At 38.0% G+C, this 18,893-nt stretch carries 10 protein-coding genes; all 10 read right to left on the reverse strand.

The window, feature by feature from the left end; genetic code table 11:
• Positions 1-79: 79 nt before the first annotated feature.
• The 10 genes from A8B79_RS02675 to A8B79_RS02720 all read right to left on the reverse strand — a co-directional run bounded on the left by A8B79_RS02675 (position 80) and on the right by A8B79_RS02720 (position 18,875).
• Positions 80-2,806 carry a helix-turn-helix and ligand-binding sensor domain-containing protein gene (locus A8B79_RS02675; RefSeq protein ID WP_066217678.1) on the reverse strand — a complete coding sequence of 909 codons (2,727 nt, stop codon included), beginning with the start codon at positions 2,804-2,806 and terminating at the stop codon, positions 80-82.
• A 160-nt stretch (positions 2,807-2,966) separates the two neighbouring features.
• On the reverse strand, positions 2,967-6,956 hold the full coding sequence (locus A8B79_RS02680; RefSeq protein ID WP_066217679.1) for a carbohydrate binding domain-containing protein: 3,990 nt from the start codon (positions 6,954-6,956) through the stop codon (positions 2,967-2,969).
• Positions 6,957-7,004: 48 nt separating this feature from the next.
• Positions 7,005-7,973 (reverse strand): glycoside hydrolase family 17 protein, encoded by a 969-nt coding sequence (locus tag A8B79_RS02685; protein ID WP_201118445.1) that lies wholly within the window; start codon positions 7,971-7,973, stop codon positions 7,005-7,007.
• 2 nt (positions 7,974-7,975) lie between these two features.
• Positions 7,976-8,884 carry a glycoside hydrolase family 17 protein gene (locus tag A8B79_RS02690; protein WP_066217680.1) on the reverse strand — a complete coding sequence of 303 codons (909 nt, stop codon included), beginning with the start codon at positions 8,882-8,884 and terminating at the stop codon, positions 7,976-7,978.
• A gap of 24 nt (positions 8,885-8,908) precedes the next feature.
• Positions 8,909-10,339, reverse strand: coding sequence for an MFS transporter (locus tag A8B79_RS02695; RefSeq protein ID WP_066217682.1), 1,431 nt, complete (start codon positions 10,337-10,339; stop codon positions 8,909-8,911).
• A gap of 17 nt (positions 10,340-10,356) precedes the next feature.
• Complete coding sequence (locus A8B79_RS02700) at positions 10,357-11,769, reverse strand: glycoside hydrolase family 30 protein (RefSeq protein ID WP_235603532.1); 1,413 nt, start codon at positions 11,767-11,769, stop codon at positions 10,357-10,359.
• 81 nt (positions 11,770-11,850) lie between these two features.
• Positions 11,851-13,134: a glycosyl hydrolase family 17 gene (locus A8B79_RS02705; RefSeq protein WP_066217684.1), complete on the reverse strand. Its 1,284-nt coding sequence runs from the start codon at positions 13,132-13,134 to the stop codon at positions 11,851-11,853.
• A 30-nt stretch (positions 13,135-13,164) separates the two neighbouring features.
• A complete protein-coding gene (locus A8B79_RS02710; protein ID WP_066217685.1) occupies positions 13,165-16,575 on the reverse strand; it encodes a hypothetical protein in 3,411 nt (1,136 codons plus the stop codon).
• A 51-nt stretch (positions 16,576-16,626) separates the two neighbouring features.
• Positions 16,627-17,460 carry a glycoside hydrolase family 16 protein gene (locus A8B79_RS02715; protein ID WP_066217772.1) on the reverse strand — a complete coding sequence of 278 codons (834 nt, stop codon included), beginning with the start codon at positions 17,458-17,460 and terminating at the stop codon, positions 16,627-16,629.
• A gap of 20 nt (positions 17,461-17,480) precedes the next feature.
• On the reverse strand, positions 17,481-18,875 hold the full coding sequence (locus A8B79_RS02720; protein WP_082894041.1) for a hypothetical protein: 1,395 nt from the start codon (positions 18,873-18,875) through the stop codon (positions 17,481-17,483).
• Between the last annotated feature and the right edge of the window lie 18 nt (positions 18,876-18,893).

Below are 18,893 nucleotides of genomic sequence, written 5' to 3' on the forward strand. Positions count from 1 at the left end.
TTCACGGCGGTAGCACGGGTTCAAATCCCGTACGCGGTACACAAAGCACTAATTCGAAAGAGTTAGTGCTTTTTTTATGCTAAATAGTGTTCAAAAAACTATTCAGATCTGCATCCGAGCTCAGATTCAATTTCTTCCTTAACCGGGATCTGCTTATGTATATACTGGATGGCATTATATTTAACATATTTGCAATTTCTTTAGAATTGAATCCAAGCTTTATATATGCGCACAAACGAAGATCGTAATTTGTTAATTCAGGATAACCATTTCTCAAATTCTCAAAAAATTGTTGATGAAGTTCGTCCATTTGAATTTCAAAGGTATTGTCCTCAATGCTAAGATGAGACTCAATTATATTTTGGATCTCTTTCATCCTGCTTTTCAAAGAATTGGGATTTTGCTCTAACTTTTCGAACTTTACTTTCAACTCTTGCAAAACCTTGTTTATTTCTTCGTTTTCTTTGGCTTTTGTAGCAAGCTCAATGGTTTTATTTTTTAGCTGTGCTTTAACCTGATCAAACTCTAGTCTCAGGTTTTCATCTTCAACGCGCTTAAGCCTTCTGTTATAACGTTCTGCTTGCTCACGCAAGTTTGCTTGCTGCTTTATCAGGAGGTCCTTTTTAAGTTTTTTTAAGGATGATTGACGCCACTTGTAAAACGCATAAATAAGGAAAAACAGTGCTACCAGATACAATAACAAAGCGTATATAGTAAGGTACCAGGGCGTAGCAACACTGAATATGAATTTTTTTGATGAGATAATTACGCCATTCAACTTAGCTCTGACATTTAGTTCATGACTTCCATGACTAAGATCTACTAACTCAAATTCATTGTCAGGAGTCCATTCACTCCAAATATCTGAACCATCCAATTTAAACTGATAAAGTACCAACTCCTGATTTGGCACAATACTCTCAATTATCAGGTTATTATGTGTGTATGGAATTTCTGATCCGTTGTGAACCGAAATATGATCTTCATTATTAAACGCCTTTATACTCCTGAATACCAGCTTATAAGATGATTTACTTTTCTTGCTCCCAATTCGTAAATCTTTCAGTGCAAACCCATTGTAAACGGGATAGAATTCAAAGTTATCATTTAATTGTACAGACTGTGCATTTCTGAGTAATATACTTTCACTTTCCGGCTTAAACTCTGTGCTTGAGTCTTCTATAAATTTGTCTTCATCAGAATCGTAAGAGTAGCTTTGTGTACCTGTTTGAACTTGGATTCCATTTTCATTTTGAACCAAAAAATAATCCTCTCCCTTAAACTCTTCAGAAAAAAATGTTTTTCTTTCTTCAGGATATAAATCTTCATTTAAAACAGCTTTTATTATTCCGTAATTTGGAATATTCACCCATAAAGTATTCTCACCCTCAATTATTACTTGATTACAGGACCCGATAAAAAGATCCATTTGTTTCATAAACTGCCAATCACCATCGCTTTTATTAAATATTGAAATTCCGTTATAAGTACCTGCCAGTAAGAATTCCTTATAAGGTTGAACATCCCAATAACCAGTCTTATTACTGATACTTTTTATGCCATCGTCACTTATAACAAATAAGCCTCTATCGTGTCCCATCCAGGTTTGGTCAAAGAGAGTTTTTAATGTCCATACCTGCCCTTCAGTTCCGGGAACTAATCCAAATTCGTTAAAATCTGATCTGTTATTTAAGTCTTCCCATTTTATTTTATAAAGTCCTTGATTGCTCCCTAAATAAAATGTGTTTTTCTTAATTACTGCAGTATACCCCGTTCCAAACTCCCCACTAAAATCATAAAAAAAAGTGAAAGCACTATTTAGGTCCAGAAAAGAAACTCCATAATCCATACCCAGCCATAATCTACCTGATTCACTATAATTCAGACTTAATATAGTATTGTTCTGTATTCCTTTGTTCTTATTGATATGATGTACAATATTCCCACTCATATCAGCGATAAATAATCCATCCAGAATAGTCCCAAATGCTATATATGAGCTGTCTATTTGTTCCAGACTAAATACATTAGCAACTTTTAAATTCTCAGATAATGGTGATTGGACCTGGGTAAGTGTGTTTGAAGCAAATCTATATAATCCATTTTGATTTGTTACAATTACCAGTCCTTTTTCATCATTATAGAGTCCCGCTATTTCAAGATTTATTTTTTCATTTAAATGGAAAAGGTGTTCAGGAGAAAGATTATTTAGTTTATATAAGCCTTCTTTTTCATCTATAAAGTAAATTTCATTATCAACTTTAAAGCTATTAACTATCTGGTTTGGAGCCGGTATCTTTGTAAGATTATTATCTTTATAGACATAAATATTATCTGATGAAATAAACAATATGCTTTCATTTACAGAATGAATGTCCCAAAACTCTTCATTGAGTGTATTTAAATCTTCTTTAAATGGATAAAGAGATCTGTATTCCAAACTTTGGTATTTATCTTTGGTCCAAATTCCAAAATCAAGATCTGAACCGGTGTAAATAACCGAATCACTTGCTACATAAACAGATCTCGTAATCCCATCACTTCCTGAAAAGCTTTTCCAAGTTCTACCATCATACTCCAGTAATCCCTTGTCAGAAGCGAAGTAGACAATTCCATTTGGAGCTGTATCAATAGACCAAACTTTTCCTTTATTTTTGTATTCCGAGGGTGTAAAATTTCTGAGTGCCGGAACTCCTTTTGTTGGGATATCCTGAGCATTAGTTATTGAAATGCTTACAAAAAGAAGCGAAATATATGTAAGAGCTCTTTTCAAATAGAAATAAGTTTTATAAGTCCTGATATTCATATGTTAATTCAGATACTAATATTAAATGTTTTTATCCACATATACATTCCTCATAGAGACACTTCAAAGAAATAAATATTGAACTACTTTATACATTATCTGAACAAAAAAAAGCCGATCCCAAAAATGAGATCGGCCTTATTAATACCATCAGATGTTTTTATTTAATTAGTAACATCTTTCTTACCTGTACAGAATTTTTAGATACCAACCTGTACATATATACCCCTGAAGCTAGATTTGAAGCGTCAAAAGTAACAGTGTATGATCCTGCACTTTTCTGCTCATTTACAAGAGTAGTCACTTTCTGTCCCTGAATATTATACACTTCAAGTGAAACCTTTCCATTTTCAGGAATACTATATGAAATATTCGTTGAAGGGTTAAATGGATTAGGGTAGTTTTGATCCAAAGCAAATGTTGCAGGCACTTCATTCGGGTCTTCAATGCTTACAGTCATACCTTTATATAAATACACATTGTCAACATAAACCACATCCAGATTAGATGTAATCAAGAATTGTGCAATATCATCTCTGGTTTGAGGTGCATTTGTCCAATCCGAAATTGGCACGTCTACAGAGATCCACTTTCCGGATTCAACTGCCGGCGAAGTACCTGTGTTTAGAGGTAATTCAAATGCTGATACTTCTCCGTCAGTCCCTCCCCATTGAGAGAACTTCAGGTTAAATACTTTACCAATCAGGTCTTCTTCCGCTGTCCAGAAATCCAAATGGAAATGGGTCATTTCAGAAGCATCCTGCTTGTTACCTGAAAAATCAACTCCTACAAAATTTGTGAAATCAATTTTCAGTGTATTGTCGCCTTCTATCATAATCTGCTCAACGAAAGAGTCATCAAAAGTAGCAGACAAGGTATCTAACTCAATATCAGTATAAGCATCACTATATAAAGAGATAACGTCTTCTGCGTTTCTTTGAGGTGGCGCCGGAGCAGCGACCATTGGTGCAGGGTCTGCTGTACTTCCATCATCAACAATAAGAGAAACATTGTCGATTACAACAATACCTGTTTCCGCTCCCATGTCAAACAACACACGACTATTTGCAGAACCAAACCCGGTAGCTGTAAGTTCAAGAACAAATGTTTGAGTTGTTTCTGTAAGGTTCACCGTCTCTATTGCGGCAGTAAAATCTCCTTCATTTAATCCAATACCGGCAATTATTGAACGAGTATTTCCAGGCGAGGTTGATGCATCGAAGGTAAGAATGTAAGATTCACCTTGGGTGATCGCTACTCCGTTGCTGAGGTTTACATCAAATGCATTTCCGGCTGTGGCTACATCAGCAAAGTTGAAGCTGTTTCCACCTTCCGTTTGGATGTTGAATGCATTCCCGAACCAAGAACCATCGTCTCCCAATTCAAAATCACCATTGGTGAGAAGCTCGCCGCCTGTATCCACTTTCACATCAAGTGTTACATTATCGATTACTACTATACCCGTTTCAGCTCCCATGTCAAATAACACACGGCTATTTGCAGAACCAAACCCTGTAGCTGTAAGCTCAAGAACGAACGTTTGAATTGTTTCTGTAAGATTCACTGTCTCAGTAGCTGAAGTAAAGTCTCCCTCGTTCAGTCCAATACCTGCAAGTATAGAACGTGTATTTCCTGTGGACGTGGATGCTTCGAAAGTTAAGACGTATGTTTGTCCCTGAATGATTGGTACACCTTGACTTAGGTTTACGTCGAACGCATTTCCTGCTGTGGCTACATCAGCAAAGTTGAAGCTGTTTCCGCCTTCCGTTTGAATATTAAGAGCATTTCCAAACCATGATCCATCATCTCCCAATTCGAAATCACCATTGGTTAAGAGCCCTTCGGTAGGATTTTCATCTTTCTTTACTGTTAGAGAAACATTGTCAATTACAACAATACCCGTCTCAGCTCCCATATCAAATAACACACGGCTATTAGCAGAGCCAAATCCGGTAGCAGTTAACTCGAACATAAAAGTTTGGGTTGTTTCTGTAAGATTCACTGTTTCTGTAGCTGAAGTAAAGTCTCCTTCGTTCAGTCCAATGCCTGCAAGTATAGAGCGTGTATTTCCTGTGGAAGTAGATGCATCAAAAGTTAAGATGTACGTTTCACCTTGAGTAACTTCTACTCCCTGGCTAAGATTTACATCAAAGGTATTTCCTGCAGTAGCAACATCTGCAAAGTTAAAACTGTTGTCGCCTTCCGTTTGAATGTTAAATGCATTTCCAAACCATGAACCGTCATCTCCTGATTCAAAATCACCGTTGGTTAACAGTTCACCACCAGGCTCAACTACAGCTTCTTCTTTATACAGATAAACGTTATCAACATATACTGTATCTAAATTTGATGTAATCAAAAACTGAGCAATATCATCTCTTGTTTGAGGTGCATTTGTCCAATCCGAAATCGGAACATCTATAGAAATCCATTTACCTGATTCTATTGCCGGTGATGTTCCGGTATTGATTGGTAGTTCAAAAGCAGAAACTTCTCCGGATGTTCCACCCCATTGCGAGAATTTGGAGTTGAATACTTTTCCTGTCAAATCAGAACTGGAGCTCCAGAAATCCATATGGAAATGTGTCATAGCAGATGCATCTTGCTTATTACTTGAAAAATCAATTCCAACAAAATTTGTGAAGTCTATCTCAAGTGTTGAGTTTCCTTCAATCATAACTTCAGCAACATCTGAGTCGTCAAAACCCGCAGATAAAGCATCCAGAGCAATGTTTGAGTATACATCACTATAAATGGAAATTACATCTTCTGAATCTCTATCCGGAGGTACCGGAGCAGCTACCATCGGCTGGTTTCCAACAGAACTTCCACCCTCTTTGTATAAATAGATATTGTCTACATAAACTACATCCAAATTTGAAGTAATCAAGAACTGAGCAATGTCATCTCTGGTTTGAGGCGCGTTGGTCCAATCTGAAATAGGAACATCAATAGATACCCAGGAACCGGAAACAATAGCCGGTGAAGTTCCGGTGTTGATTGGTAACTCAAAAGCAGAAACTTCTCCTCCTGTTCCTCCCCATTGCGAGAATTTAGAATTAAATACTTTTCCAGTTAAATCATCACTTGATGTCCAGAAATCCATATGGAAGTGAGTCATTGTTGATGCATCTTGTTTGTTACTTGAAAAGTCAATTCCAATGAAGTTTGTGAAGTCTATCTCGAGCGTAGCATTTCCATCAATCATTACTTCTGACACGTCAGAATCATCGAATCCGGCTGACAAAGCATCTAATGCAATATTCGAATAAACATCACTATAAATAGATATTACATCTGCAGCATCTCTAGCAGTTGGCGCCGGGGCGGCTGAACCAGGAGAAGTGATAGCATAAGAAACAATATAAGTAGTTGAATCAGTTTCATCTTCGGAAACTACTTTTACTGTAGCATCACCGGGAATACCTGAAGCTTGTGTAATTGTGACTATGGCGTTAGCGTTTGTTGAAGTCGCTGTAGTGATCTGTGGAACTGTAGTTGTACCTGCTACTAAACCATATCTATAACTTTCTACACCAGCACTAAAGTTTTCAATAGTTTCCCCATCAACTTTCAGATCGCTTAATGTAGCGTCACTTTGAGGATTTGTTGCATTTTTCCAGAAGTAAATATTATCAACATAAATAGAATCAGTACTTCCATTTCCGCCGTCAAATTTCAATTCTTTAACCTGAGTTGGGTCACCTGTAATTCCTGAAACGGGAATATCTACACTTATCCAAGTGCGTGCCCCCGTATTTGTAATGCTATGAGCTATTTCAGCGCCAGAGCTGATTGCAAATACATTTGGATCAAAAGTGCTGTTTACCCAAATATCAACATGCATAAACTCCATTGATGAGATATCCTGAACGCTTCCTAGCACGTTTCCTTGATAATTAAAGTTTGGGTAAGCCAATACAATATTTCCGGTTCCCGGGTCAAAACTGGTATTTGCCGTAGAAAAGCCGGATTGCCCCCAGTTAGGATTATAGTTGCTTCCCGATACATCAGTATATGCACCACTGAATATTGAGATCACATTCTCTGAATCTCGAGCCGGTGGGTCTGTTGCATTATCTGTTGGTGCTTGTCCGAAACTGCTTACAGCAGCAAACAGGAAAGCGATTAAAAATGTTAGATGTTTCATAATTTTATAATTGTTGTTGAGGATTGTATCGTTTTTATATTTCTATACTTATCGTTTGTTGTTTTTTGTTTTTGTAACCATATCTGATTGTAGGTTCTTGTTTTGCAAAGCGAGCTTAGAAGTTCTGTCTATTTTAAAAAGCCCCCAGTGTTTTTCAGGTTCCAGCGGATCAGGCGAACCCTTCCAAGACTCGTCGAAAGCCTCGAAATAAAACGTCAAAATATTTTCCTGAGTCGTCCATTCATTTAGCTTTTCGAAATACATTTTTTGGAACATCTCATTTACGTTCGAAGGATCTATCCCATTTCCATTCGACTGAGTTGTCCATCCTGCTTCGGTAATTACAACAGGTTTATTCGGATATTTTTTGGCTACGGAATAGTAGTTCTCTTTAGTAAATTCGAGCGCTTCATAAATATTCTTGTATTCCCAAACCGGATAGGTATGAATCGAAATGAAATCGACCGAATTACCCAACTCTTCTAGATTTGATAACCAGGGAGCATAGTTTTCACAAAAAGTTACTGGTTGAGATGTGCGTTCCTGAACTTGTTTTACATAGTTAAGAACTTTGTCTTCAGGGACGTAGTGATCGGTCCAATCTACACACGCTTCATTTCCTACTGATAGAGCACAAATTATTTCCGGGAATTGATTTCCTAATTCTATCAGCTTTTCAATTTTCTTTTGATTACTGATCTTATTTTTTTCTAACTGTGGCTTTGGATAAACACCGCCATCCCAAGGGCAGTTAAAATTGTTTTTCTCAGCCACTATATAAGCACCCAGCATTACCTGAAAATCAAAGCCTTCGTTTTTAATTACTTCTAAAACTGTTTTTGCATGTTGATCACAATCATACAATCGAAGGTATTTCCAGTGACCCTCTAGTAGAGTTAAGTCTTCTTTAATCTCTTCATAACTTGGGAATGCCTTTCCAGGTTGTTGTCCATCTCTGAATCCGGAATAACAAATAGCTTGTCCCGGCTTAATACCTATTCTATGAAATGTGTTCATATTCAAAATTTCAGCTCTCCGTTTTTATCCCAAACACCCCAATAAGCTCCAACTTCACCTTCGTCACTCACTTTCCATGATTCATCGAATGATGAGAAGTAAAAAATTTCGATATCTTCATCATGACACCATAGATTGGCATTAATGAAATACTTCATAGCATGTTCTTTTCCGGGTAACGCCCCACCTAAACCTTCACCTTGACTTGGCCAACCGGTTTCAGTGATAATGATTCTCTTATCATCTCCGGCTGCTTCTTTAGCCTGATAGTACATTTGCCTCATATGCTGGAAAGAGTCTTGAAAACTGGTTCCTTCCCAGTATGGATAGCAGTTGCATAATATCACATCGCACAGATCGGTAATAGCCGGCCTTTCCACGAACTCGTAATATGCGTCTACATAACCAACGGGTATGTCTTTCAGCTCACTTTTGACATATTGAATATATTCTATAAGCTCTTCTTCACTCAGATCGTCTCTGTAAAGCACTTCATTTCCTACTGCTGCTATATCTACATAGCCCTCTTTCGCAAGCTTGATCAGACCATCGATCTCTTCTTTATTCTTCTCCTTATCACTGCCCAGCCAAGCACCAACTAAAGTAGTCATCCCTAATTCTTTAGCCACAACAGGAACAAGCTCATTTCCTTCGGTACATGAAAAAGACCGAACTCCTTGTGTATGCGGTTCCAGCTTAAGCATTCTTCTGTGGATCTGATCTTTTGATATGATATCTCCCGGCTTTTGCCCCTCTTCATACATACTGAAGCAAAATCCATTTATTCCATCATTTAAAACTTCATGGAATAGGTGTACAGTCTCGTCACCGGTAAGCTCATCGATATAAGCCAGTTTAGCTACACTATCTGATTCTTTATATTTGAGATATTTTTCTTTTCTGAATGACATGTTTCTATTACTCTAAATTAATTTTTACAGCTCGCCGCGTCTTTCTACTAACCTGTTCTGAATTTCCCTTGCTCGTTCTTCTGTCAGGTCATAAGTATGCATAACCCAAATTGCTAAACCAGCAGTTATTGCAGGGATGGCTATATCAGCGATTCTTAAATTTGTTAATGTTGCAACTGTTTGAGTTGCAGAATTCTGATCGAAACCAACCAGTTCTAATACCAGACCGCCCAGAACCAATGCCAATGCCTGACCTAGCTTTACCATCCACCAATAAATGGCACCAAAAGTGCCTTCTTTTCTCGGCATTCCATTTTCAAGTTCATCTAAGTCACATACATCTGCAGTCATACTCATCATGAGTGTGAAAAGCCCACCAAGACCAAAAGCCATAAATGGAATAGGCATAAAAATTAACCATGGATTTTCGGGGCTGAATCCCCACCATTTCAAAATGTAACCTACAATAGATAATGCTGTAGAGATCGTGAAGGCTTTACGTTTTCCAATTTTATTTGAAATCCAGGAAACTATAGGAATAACCAGGAAGGCTGTAGTAACTGCGGTTATAGTAGAGAACCAAGCCGGCCAGTTCCCTGCCAACCCATAATCCCCATTAAACATGTAAAACACGATTATGAAATAACTGAATGAAGCTACTAGCTGAAACCCATTAAATACCAGAAATGTTGCTGCACAAAGCTTTACAAAAGGTTTGTTCTTCGATACTTCTACAATACTTACAAAAAGATCTTTAAGATTAGAAAGCGCCGACTTAAAGTTGATGTCCTTTCGATTCTCCATATTCGAGGCATCAATTCCCTTACAAAAAATTGCAGGTAATAACCCCATAAGAAGACAGATGACTCCTACAACTACCGATAATTGTCTGACTCCTACTGCCTGACTTTCAAATAAATCTGGATCAGCAATTAATACCCAAAACCATGGGACGATCATCCATGCTATTTGTCCAACCGTTTGAGAAAAAGCCATTAGTCGAGTTCGCTCGTTATAGTCAGATGTCATTTCATAACCTAGTCCAATCAATGGTGTTGCGAACATGGTATTCCCGACTAAAAATACCATCGACATGATGAGGAAGTACCAAAAATTGTAGGTTTGAGAATTGGTTTCATCCAACTGCCAGAGCAAGATGAAAAACAGACCACTAAGTATTGCACCAACAAAAATGTAGGGTCTTCTACGTCCCCAATTAGATTTAGTGTTATCAGAAATAAACCCCATTATCGGGTCTGTAAGAGCATCAAAAATTCTAGGAAGCCCACCTAACAAACCAGCCAAGAAAGGATTCATTCCAAATGCTGTCAGCAAGAAAAACATAAATACTCCCAATGCTCCGGGAAGTAAATTGAGAACCAAATGACCTGCACCAAATGCAGATTTTTGTAAAAGAGGTACTTTTCCTCTTGCTGATGCTTGTTGATTAGCCATTAACTTTTGCTCATTTTTTAATTGATCACTACCGTTTGTACAGCATTAGCACTTATTGCGAATTCTGCTTTCTTTCCTTTCAACTCTAATTGGAGGCTCTTTGCTTCATTGCTCTGGTTTAGAATTACTACTACAATTGATTTGTCCGGGTTTTGAACTGCTGTCAATAAAATCTCTTCATCGTCGTGAGAATGACCTATTCTCATCGCGCCGGGTCTTATGTATCTGCTGAAGTGAGACATGGTGTAATACAAAGGCGTGAAGTAAACCTCATCCTGTTCCGGATCGACAATAACCGGAGCTAAACACCAGTTCTTTGCCCAGTTTGGTCCACCTTGTCTGTCCAGAACCATATTCCAGTCAACCCAACCATCTACCCAATTATTCAAAGTGCCGATCATATCTCTTGCGTATCGGTAAACAGGCACATATTTCGGGTGTAAATATTTCTTGTCTTCAGGAGCCCAGTCCCAACCCCAATCTGTTGCTTCTTTGCTCCAGTACCATTTATCATCTTTCCATACCGGAACTTCAGCGTCAGCAGTTGCTTCGGTTTGGATCAGGTATTTATCCGGTGCGGCATTGTGTGCATATTGAAGAGCTTCCGGGAATACCTCATAAGTACTTCCATACCAATGCACGGCTGCTCCATCATAATATTTCTTCGCTTCTTCATCTCCGTACATAGCATCGATCCACTCGATCATTTCGGAATCACGGTTTTGATCGTATCCCAACAGAACAACGTCTTGCGCATCTTTTTCTAACTGTGGCCCCAAATGGTTGATAACAAACTCATTCATTTCCTCTGGAGAAAAATGCATGCTTTCCCAGTTGCTGTCGTTGCCAAGCGGTTCATTTTCCACGGTAATTCCCCAGATGTCAATACCTTCTTGTTTGTAAGCATCTAAGTATTTTGAGAAGAATAGCGCCCATGTATCATAATATTCAGGAAGAAGTTTCCCGCCTTTCCAGTCGTTGTTGTCTTTCATCCATGGTGGAGCAGTCCATGGCGATGAAATGATCTTAAATCCATCTTTTGAAACTTCCATTGCATCTTTGATCATCGGGATAATATCATCCCGGTCTTCTTCAATAGAGAAATTCTCAAGCTTCAAATCATTCTTTACAGGCGCATAAGAATAATTACCCAAAGAGAAATCACTTGAGTTCATATGAGTTCGGGTAAGCGAATATTTTGCACCCGATTCTCCGAAATAAGCTTCAATGATCTTATCTCGATTTTCCTGACTTAATTCATTCAATAAGTAAGCAGAAGCTTCTGTGAAAGAACCTCCGAAGCCGGTGATCTTCTGAAATGTTTCTTCAGGATTGATCGAAATGTTCACAACTTTATCTGCTTCAGGAAAACTATCCAGTTTGGTTAAGCTGTTCCCTTCTTTCGATGTTTCATATACTTCAATATCCATAGTTTCAGTATTTGAGCAACTTAAAGTGAGCATTAAAAAAAGCAGGAATATGTAATGTGTTATTTCTTTCATATTTCAGTTCTACTGATTTTTCTTAGCTTGAATTTCTGCATTTGTCGGTGGCACTTTTACTGTTTTCATCAACTCTTCGACATCCCCACCGAATGTTTTTGTGATCGGCTTTCCGTCTCTGGTTAAACCTTGAAATACTCCTGCATCCACCATTTCCCAAAGTGGATATTTTGCTTCCGATTGGAGGTTTATTAATCCAAAATGATTTTCTGATCCTAATTGATTCTGAGCGTCTTTCCATTTCTCATCAAAAGCCTCGAAATAGAACACAGAAACTTTATTCTCATCTGACCATGCTCGAATCAGGTCGTGATAGCGACCCATTTTAAATTCGTCTGTAGCTTTTGATCCGTTATCTCCATAAAAACCATTCGATATGGTAGCCCATCCTGTTTCTCCAATATGTACCGGTTTGTTGACTCCGATACTTTTCATGTAATCGACTACGCTTTGATACTGAGATGTGGCATAGTTCAATGATCGTTGCATTGCGGCTTCGATCTTTTCTTCGTCAGAAAGATCAATCTGATTTTTTCTCACTCCCCAAAAATCCGGATTGTAATGAGTGTCGTGCATCGGGTACGTGTGCATAGAAATGTAATCTACCGATCTGATCAGCTCATTCAGGTCTTCTTTATGGTATTCTTCACCGCCACCGCCCCATGAAGCGAAATTATCTGAACTTGTGATCCACAGATCTTTCGGAAGTTTTCCTTCTTTCTTTAAATTTTGAAGGTGATTTACCCAATGCAAAATAATTCCCGGTTCAACCCAGTACTCTTCCTGCCAATGAACCATTGCTTCATTTCCAACTGCTATGATCTTTACGATGTCAGGATATTTAACAGCTAAATTAACGGCTCTTTCAATTTCTTTGGTGTTTCTCGGGCTATCTTCATCACGAATTCTATCAGGCTTTTCAGTCCATGCATTTTTTGCATCGATCCAGGCTCCCATCATCACATACATCTCAAATTCGGGATCTTCTTTTTTCAGCTCAGAAATTGCCTCCAACAATCTTGGAACAGCTTCGAGATATACGTTATAAGTTCTAACTATCTTGATGCCCATTGCTTCCAGCAAAAGCATGTCTTCTTTTAGTTCCTCTATGGTTGGAACTACATCTCTGGAAAGTTCTCGGTAGCCACTGTATGAAATTGCCTGGTATTCCGGATTTCCCAGAATCTCTTTTGCTGAAATATCTTTTGAACTCATTTTTTTATCCGTTCTATTACCGCAAGCCATCAAAAGCGTAGAAGCCAGAAGTGTAATTACAGTTAATAGTTTTGTCATTTGTTTACGGTTATTATTTCTGAGTGTGGTTTATCGAAGATCTTTTTCTTGTATTGAAACAGTGATCTGTTTTACTCTTCCTGATCTTTCAAATACTTCGCCCGACAAATTTTCATCTAATTCCGATGTTTTAAAGCTTTTCGAAGATCCATCGCTTAGCTCTACATCTAATCCACTTTTGTCTGAAATCCGGTAGATCACTGGAACCTGGCAGCAAGTAAATCCTAGGGCGTTTTCAGGTAATTCGATCTTATATTCGTTCTGATCTACTGATACCAGATCGAATGATTTCTTTTCTGTTGAGAACTCTTCTTTTTTCAGAAATGAAGGATCAAAACTTAGTTTTCCATCTTTGATCTGAATTCCCAGTTCTCCGATTCTTACCAGAATATCTTCCTTAACCTGACCCGTCATTCCCGGTTGCTGAGCTCCACGATGTGCAGGTGTATGCGAGTATGGATCAGTAGGAAAAGCTCCGTATAATTCCGGAGATTTGTGAACACCAATGCCCTCTCCTATTTCATCGAAGTGTTTCGCAAGTTTCTTTGCAACATCTTTATCAACATTGGCTTCATCAGCTCTCTCACATACTTCATAGACTGCGAGGTGTAGTTTAGAAACCATGTGCCAATAAATAGACCCAAGTCCTTCATATCCGAAGAAAGTACCTGATCTGCCGGTAAATGATTTGTGATCAAATACGTTCTCAAAAACCTGAAGGATCAGCTTTTCTTCTTTTTCTACTAGTGATTTGTATTTATCTGATAAGTCAGATAATCCCTTTTTGAGATCACGGGCATTCCTGAAATTTCCATTAAAATGGTACTCACCATTAACATCTTTTGTTATGATTCGATGATTACCATCCGCTTCAAGCTTTTTAAGAAGCTCTGACTTACTTATTTCTTCTTTGGGAATAGTATTTTTATCGAGAAAACCAGGTAATTCTTTATTTGGATATAGTATGTAACTCTGTTGATCATCACGATACAACGCACTAGCACGGAGTGCATCCAGAACTTTAAGCTCGTCTTCTGAGCTTAGATAACCTGAACTAAGCACTGCAACCTGACCTTCCAGCATTTCATCCAAATGAGAAATAGAAATTCCATCATCATCTATGCTCATCAGGTTATAGGCATGATACAGATCGTCTTCTCTTTGGTTAGCTTCTATAGAATGCTCCAAAAATTCCAGCGCTGTACTTACAAAACCCTTGATCTGATCTAATTCGATTTTAACCGACTCACCACCAAAACCGTGATCATAAATTTGATTTCTGAATTCGCTACCGACAAGTCCAAGTTTGTCAGTAATCTTTTTTCGTTCTGAATCACTGATAGAGCTGTTTAATAATGTCTGATTGTTCACCAGTACATCATTAATGGAGTTAAATAATTTTGCTAACTCTTCAGAAACTGAATATGAATTGGATTCCACATCATCCAGAACAGGTTCTAAGAACTTCAAAAATCTTCTCAGGTAATAAAGCGTAACCATTGATACGCCATTACCCACTAAGGCGTTGTTTGCATCATTCCACTCAGGACGCTGAGTGTTCATCCAGATGCCTGCTTCGGGAATAAAGTTGGAAACTTTCGCCAATACAGTAACAAGGATCTTCTCTATAAAATTAACGTGGTGAATTTCCTCTTTTTCGCTGCTAAGTACAGCTCCGTCCGCTCCTCTTTCTGCTACTTTTTGACGAATTGATTTGTCTGACTCTTCATCGAACTCAATTGTGTCTTTTGGATCACTTACAATATCCTGATAAGACTTAATTCGATAAGGAACATTTGCATATACAAAGCTTTCTTCTCCGAATAATGTCCTTAAAGCTTTGGGATCATATTTCTCGTAGAACTCAAGGAACTTCAACAAGTAGATGATCTGATGATCACCCCAATAACCAATGTAAGACCAAGGATCATCCGGTTCTATGGTTTCCCAATCAAAACCATCTTTAGTAACCCGATAAGGATTGTAGCCGTCAAAAGTGGTCGCGTTTAAAAACTTGAAGATCATCCCTTCTAAAAAATCCGGGTATGAATAAACCAGTGCTTCCCAATTTTGGAAAATGTCTCTCCAGTTTCCTTCGTAGTCTAAGATCTTTGATCCATCAATTTCACTATGCGTATTGATAGAAAACTGATTCCACGGTCTGCTCGGATCACCATGTCGTCTACTGAACTTTAGTGGCAAATATTCTTTGGAAAGCCTTATCAGATCTACATCTGAAATATTTTCCAACCATTGATTTAACTCATTTTTATCAAAAGAATCTTTTAATTCATTTATAAAGTCGGAATTCCTTTCAACTACTTGCTTACTGGCTTTTCTTAAATACGCAACAAAGTCATTTTTTTCGATCTTATAATTCTCATCAAAAGTTCCGCCTCGCATTATATTGAACAATACATTCGAATAATGACGTGTATCGTTTAGGACATCACTGGTAAGTTGAAGCCCGTCAGCACCGGCTACTAGTTGCTTTAATTTTTGAGTACCTCGTTCTATATCCTCATCTATCACTTTGGTTAAACCTGAATCATTTGTGATTTCGTGATTCAACCTTACCACATGAGCTTGATCCAGATTTACATTTGCAACAAAAGACCATTTCTTCTCAGAATTTCCGGACAGATCGATCTCAGATTCAATAAAATAAGCGCCTTTCTCGCCTTTTATATCTGTTTCTTGCTGAATTCTTTTGCCGGTTCTGAATTCATCTAATTGCTTTGAAGAAAGCAGGTATTTGGCGTTTTCTAATCCATATGACCAAACCGCATTTGCTTTCAGAGCTTCACTTGGCTCTGCTTTATCAACTATAATTGCACTCAAGGCAAAAATCCCCAAACCCGAGCCTTGTACCAGTTCACTTCTTTTGTAAGCATTTACCAAATTACTGGCCCTTGTTTGCAGATCGGCGCTAACGCCATATGGCATTATATTTTGCAAGCCATCTAAAACAGTAACTTTTCTGTTTTTTGAACCGGAATTGATCAAAGTAGATTTTTTCACAAAACCGTACAGGTTACTGGTATTCCATTGATATCTGAAAGTTAAATCCAGGTCATGGTTGATCTCCTCAAACATGATCTTATTGCCAAATCGATTCTTATATAAATTTCTGGTCGTTTTAAACTTGCTCTCATTTCTAACTGAAAAAGGCTCCCAGATCTTAACATCATCTTCAATAGCAACCTGAAAAATAGTTTTGTTCCCTGTAATGTCTTCTAGGTCAGTGATCTTATCATCGGTATAGTATGGAAACAATGCGTATTCGGAGTTCTTTCGTCCTGCTGTAAGTCCTCCATTACTTGAAATAAACATCCAATGGTTAGAATCACTCACTATGCTCATAAAAAATGGACGCATCGAATCATAGTCTGTTATTTTAAACCAGGATTCATTGCTAAGATTTTCAAGGGAAATGGACACGGGAAATATTTAAATTTATTTAACTTATAATGTTTACTTAATTGACTCCGATCACTCTGAGTATATTCTTACATAATCGATAGTCATACTTTGAGGAAATCTGGTTGACTGATTTGGCGAACCTACATAATTGCCCCCAACAGCTACATTCAGTATCACAAAGAAGGGATCATTGTAGACCCATTCATTTCCTGCGTTTTCAATCTGTTCTTTTGTAACTGTATGATGAAGAAAGCCATCTACATAAAAGTCGATTTTATCTGTAAACCACTCGGCTGCAAAAACATGAAACTCAGTATCAAAACGACTATTTGTTAGATTATAATCGCCGGAGATACCGTTTCCTGCTGAATATCCCGGACCATGAACCGTACTGGCAATTTTGGTTGGCTGTTGTCCGCGGAGTTCCATAACATCGATCTCACCTATTTGTGGCCATATCTCTCCACTATTAGATGTTCCCAGTAACCAAAAAGCAGGCCACAAACCTTGTCCAAAAGGTGTTTTAATACGCGCTTCAATACGCCCGTATGTTATCTCCAGTTTATCCTGAGTAGTTATTCTTGATGATGTATAATTTGCTCCCTCAAAACTTTCTTCCCGAGCCGTAATCACAAGATTACCTTCACCATCTAAAGCGGCATTCTCTGTTCGGTCAGTATAGTATTGAAGCTCATTGTTTCCCCAGCCATTCTGCCCTCTGCCAATTTCAAAATTCCATTTTGATTGATCCAGAGAAGCGCCTGTAGCACCATCAAATTCATCACTCCAAATCAACTGCCAGTCAGTTCCTTCATTCGAAGAGGAACAGTTCAAAATAAAGGTCAAAGGTAATACTACCGCTATTAACGCTTTAAATTTTATTTGTGATCGCATTGATTTCATAATTATCTGATTACCCAATCTTAATTTTTGAAGAAGTAAATGTTGTCTACAAAAATGTTTGAAACTGTATTGTCGGAAACGAAGAAAATCAATCCGATCTCAGAACGGTCACTGAGTCCGGTAAAGCTGCTAAGCGGTATGTCTAATCCTAACCATGAATCTTGTAGCAATATGCTTGAGCTTATTGTAAATGAACCTGAGGTCTCACCATCTCCAACTGAATTAAGTAAGAGCAGTCTGATAAAATCACCTGATTGCACAGCTTCATTAACCTTTATGTCTACATGAAAATGAGTCATTTCGGTTGCGTCAATGCTTGGGACGCTATCGAACATTCCGATGCCTACAAAATTTAGTTGTGTATAGTTTATTACACCATTTCCGTCTACGATAAGATCTGCACCGCCTGTCCCTGTACCACCTTGAGTAGTTTGTCCATCGCCATTAAAGAACCCATTGTAATAATCTACATCTACATTATCGTATGCATCACTAAAAACAGAAATTACATTTGCGGCATCTCTTGTTGGAGTGGGGGCTGAAATAAAAGTCCCACGAGATTCTACAGTCAATGATCCATCTGCATCTATCCCTCCAACAGAAGCCGTAATTACAGCTGATCCCTGAGCTCCTACTAATATATTTCCCAACGCATCAACTTCAGCGGTTGAAGTATTACTAGATGTAAACTCAAAGTAAGCTGCTGCTGAACTAACAGATTGATCTGTACCATCAGCCAGATTATAGATCGAGTTTAACCCCGATAACGAAGTTGTAACACCTGTAAAAGTATTTGTAGTTTGATCTTCCCCATTTAGCATTTCAAAGCGTGGTTGACCAATTGTACCAAGAAATTCAAATTTTACTTCGTCAATCCAAACTGTATATCCTTTACCATCTATAGGACCAAAAGAGTAGAAAAACATTCCTTTTTCTGATGTTAGTTTAGAAGCATCAGGAATTGGGATAATGTATTTCTTCCAGTTTGTGTTAGCTCTGAAATCAGTAACCTCAGCAGTAAATTTATTCTGATCCAGATCATTCCCAAAGCCAATAACCCCTAGAGGTACTGATTCGGTTGCTTTTGCATAGAAGGTTAATGCATTATACTCTGATAGATCTCTTGGTGTCGTAGTAAAAAATGTACCGCCGGCATAAGAGCCTGTTGGATCGTTTACATCGGGAACTGCAAATCTCATAGAAGAACCTGTTCCATCAGATGTAACTTCGGTATCTACTTGAAAAGCATTAAGAACAGCTCCTTGAAAAACTGCGTATTCTAATCCTCCACTAAATCCGTCAACAAAAACATTAGGATTGTTTGACAGGTCTGCTTCTTCTAGACCATCCACTGATCGTTCGCAACCTGTTGTAATTAAAATTAGCAATAAGCCTGAAAAAATAACCTTTGTCATAATTTTTGTAGTAATTGT

Origin of the sequence: Balneola sp. EhC07, from assembly GCF_001650905.1 — a bacterium.
Lineage (GTDB): Bacteria > Bacteroidota > Rhodothermia > Balneolales > Balneolaceae > Balneola.

Coding starts and splice junctions, on each gene's coding strand:
- A8B79_RS02680 (WP_066217679.1), bottom strand. CDS start 6,956: ATGAAACATCTAACATTTTTAATCGCTTTCCTGTTTGCTGCTGTAAGC.
- A8B79_RS02720 (WP_082894041.1), bottom strand. CDS start 18,875: ATGACAAAGGTTATTTTTTCAGGCTTATTGCTAATTTTAATTACAACA.
- A8B79_RS02700 (WP_235603532.1), bottom strand. CDS start 11,769: ATGGATATTGAAGTATATGAAACATCGAAAGAAGGGAACAGCTTAACC.
- A8B79_RS02675 (WP_066217678.1), bottom strand. CDS start 2,806: ATGAATATCAGGACTTATAAAACTTATTTCTATTTGAAAAGAGCTCTT.
- A8B79_RS02705 (WP_066217684.1), bottom strand. CDS start 13,134: ATGACAAAACTATTAACTGTAATTACACTTCTGGCTTCTACGCTTTTG.
- A8B79_RS02715 (WP_066217772.1), bottom strand. CDS start 17,460: ATGAAATCAATGCGATCACAAATAAAATTTAAAGCGTTAATAGCGGTA.
- A8B79_RS02695 (WP_066217682.1), bottom strand. CDS start 10,339: ATGGCTAATCAACAAGCATCAGCAAGAGGAAAAGTACCTCTTTTACAA.
- A8B79_RS02690 (WP_066217680.1), bottom strand. CDS start 8,884: ATGTCATTCAGAAAAGAAAAATATCTCAAATATAAAGAATCAGATAGT.
- A8B79_RS02685 (WP_201118445.1), bottom strand. CDS start 7,973: ATGAACACATTTCATAGAATAGGTATTAAGCCGGGACAAGCTATTTGT.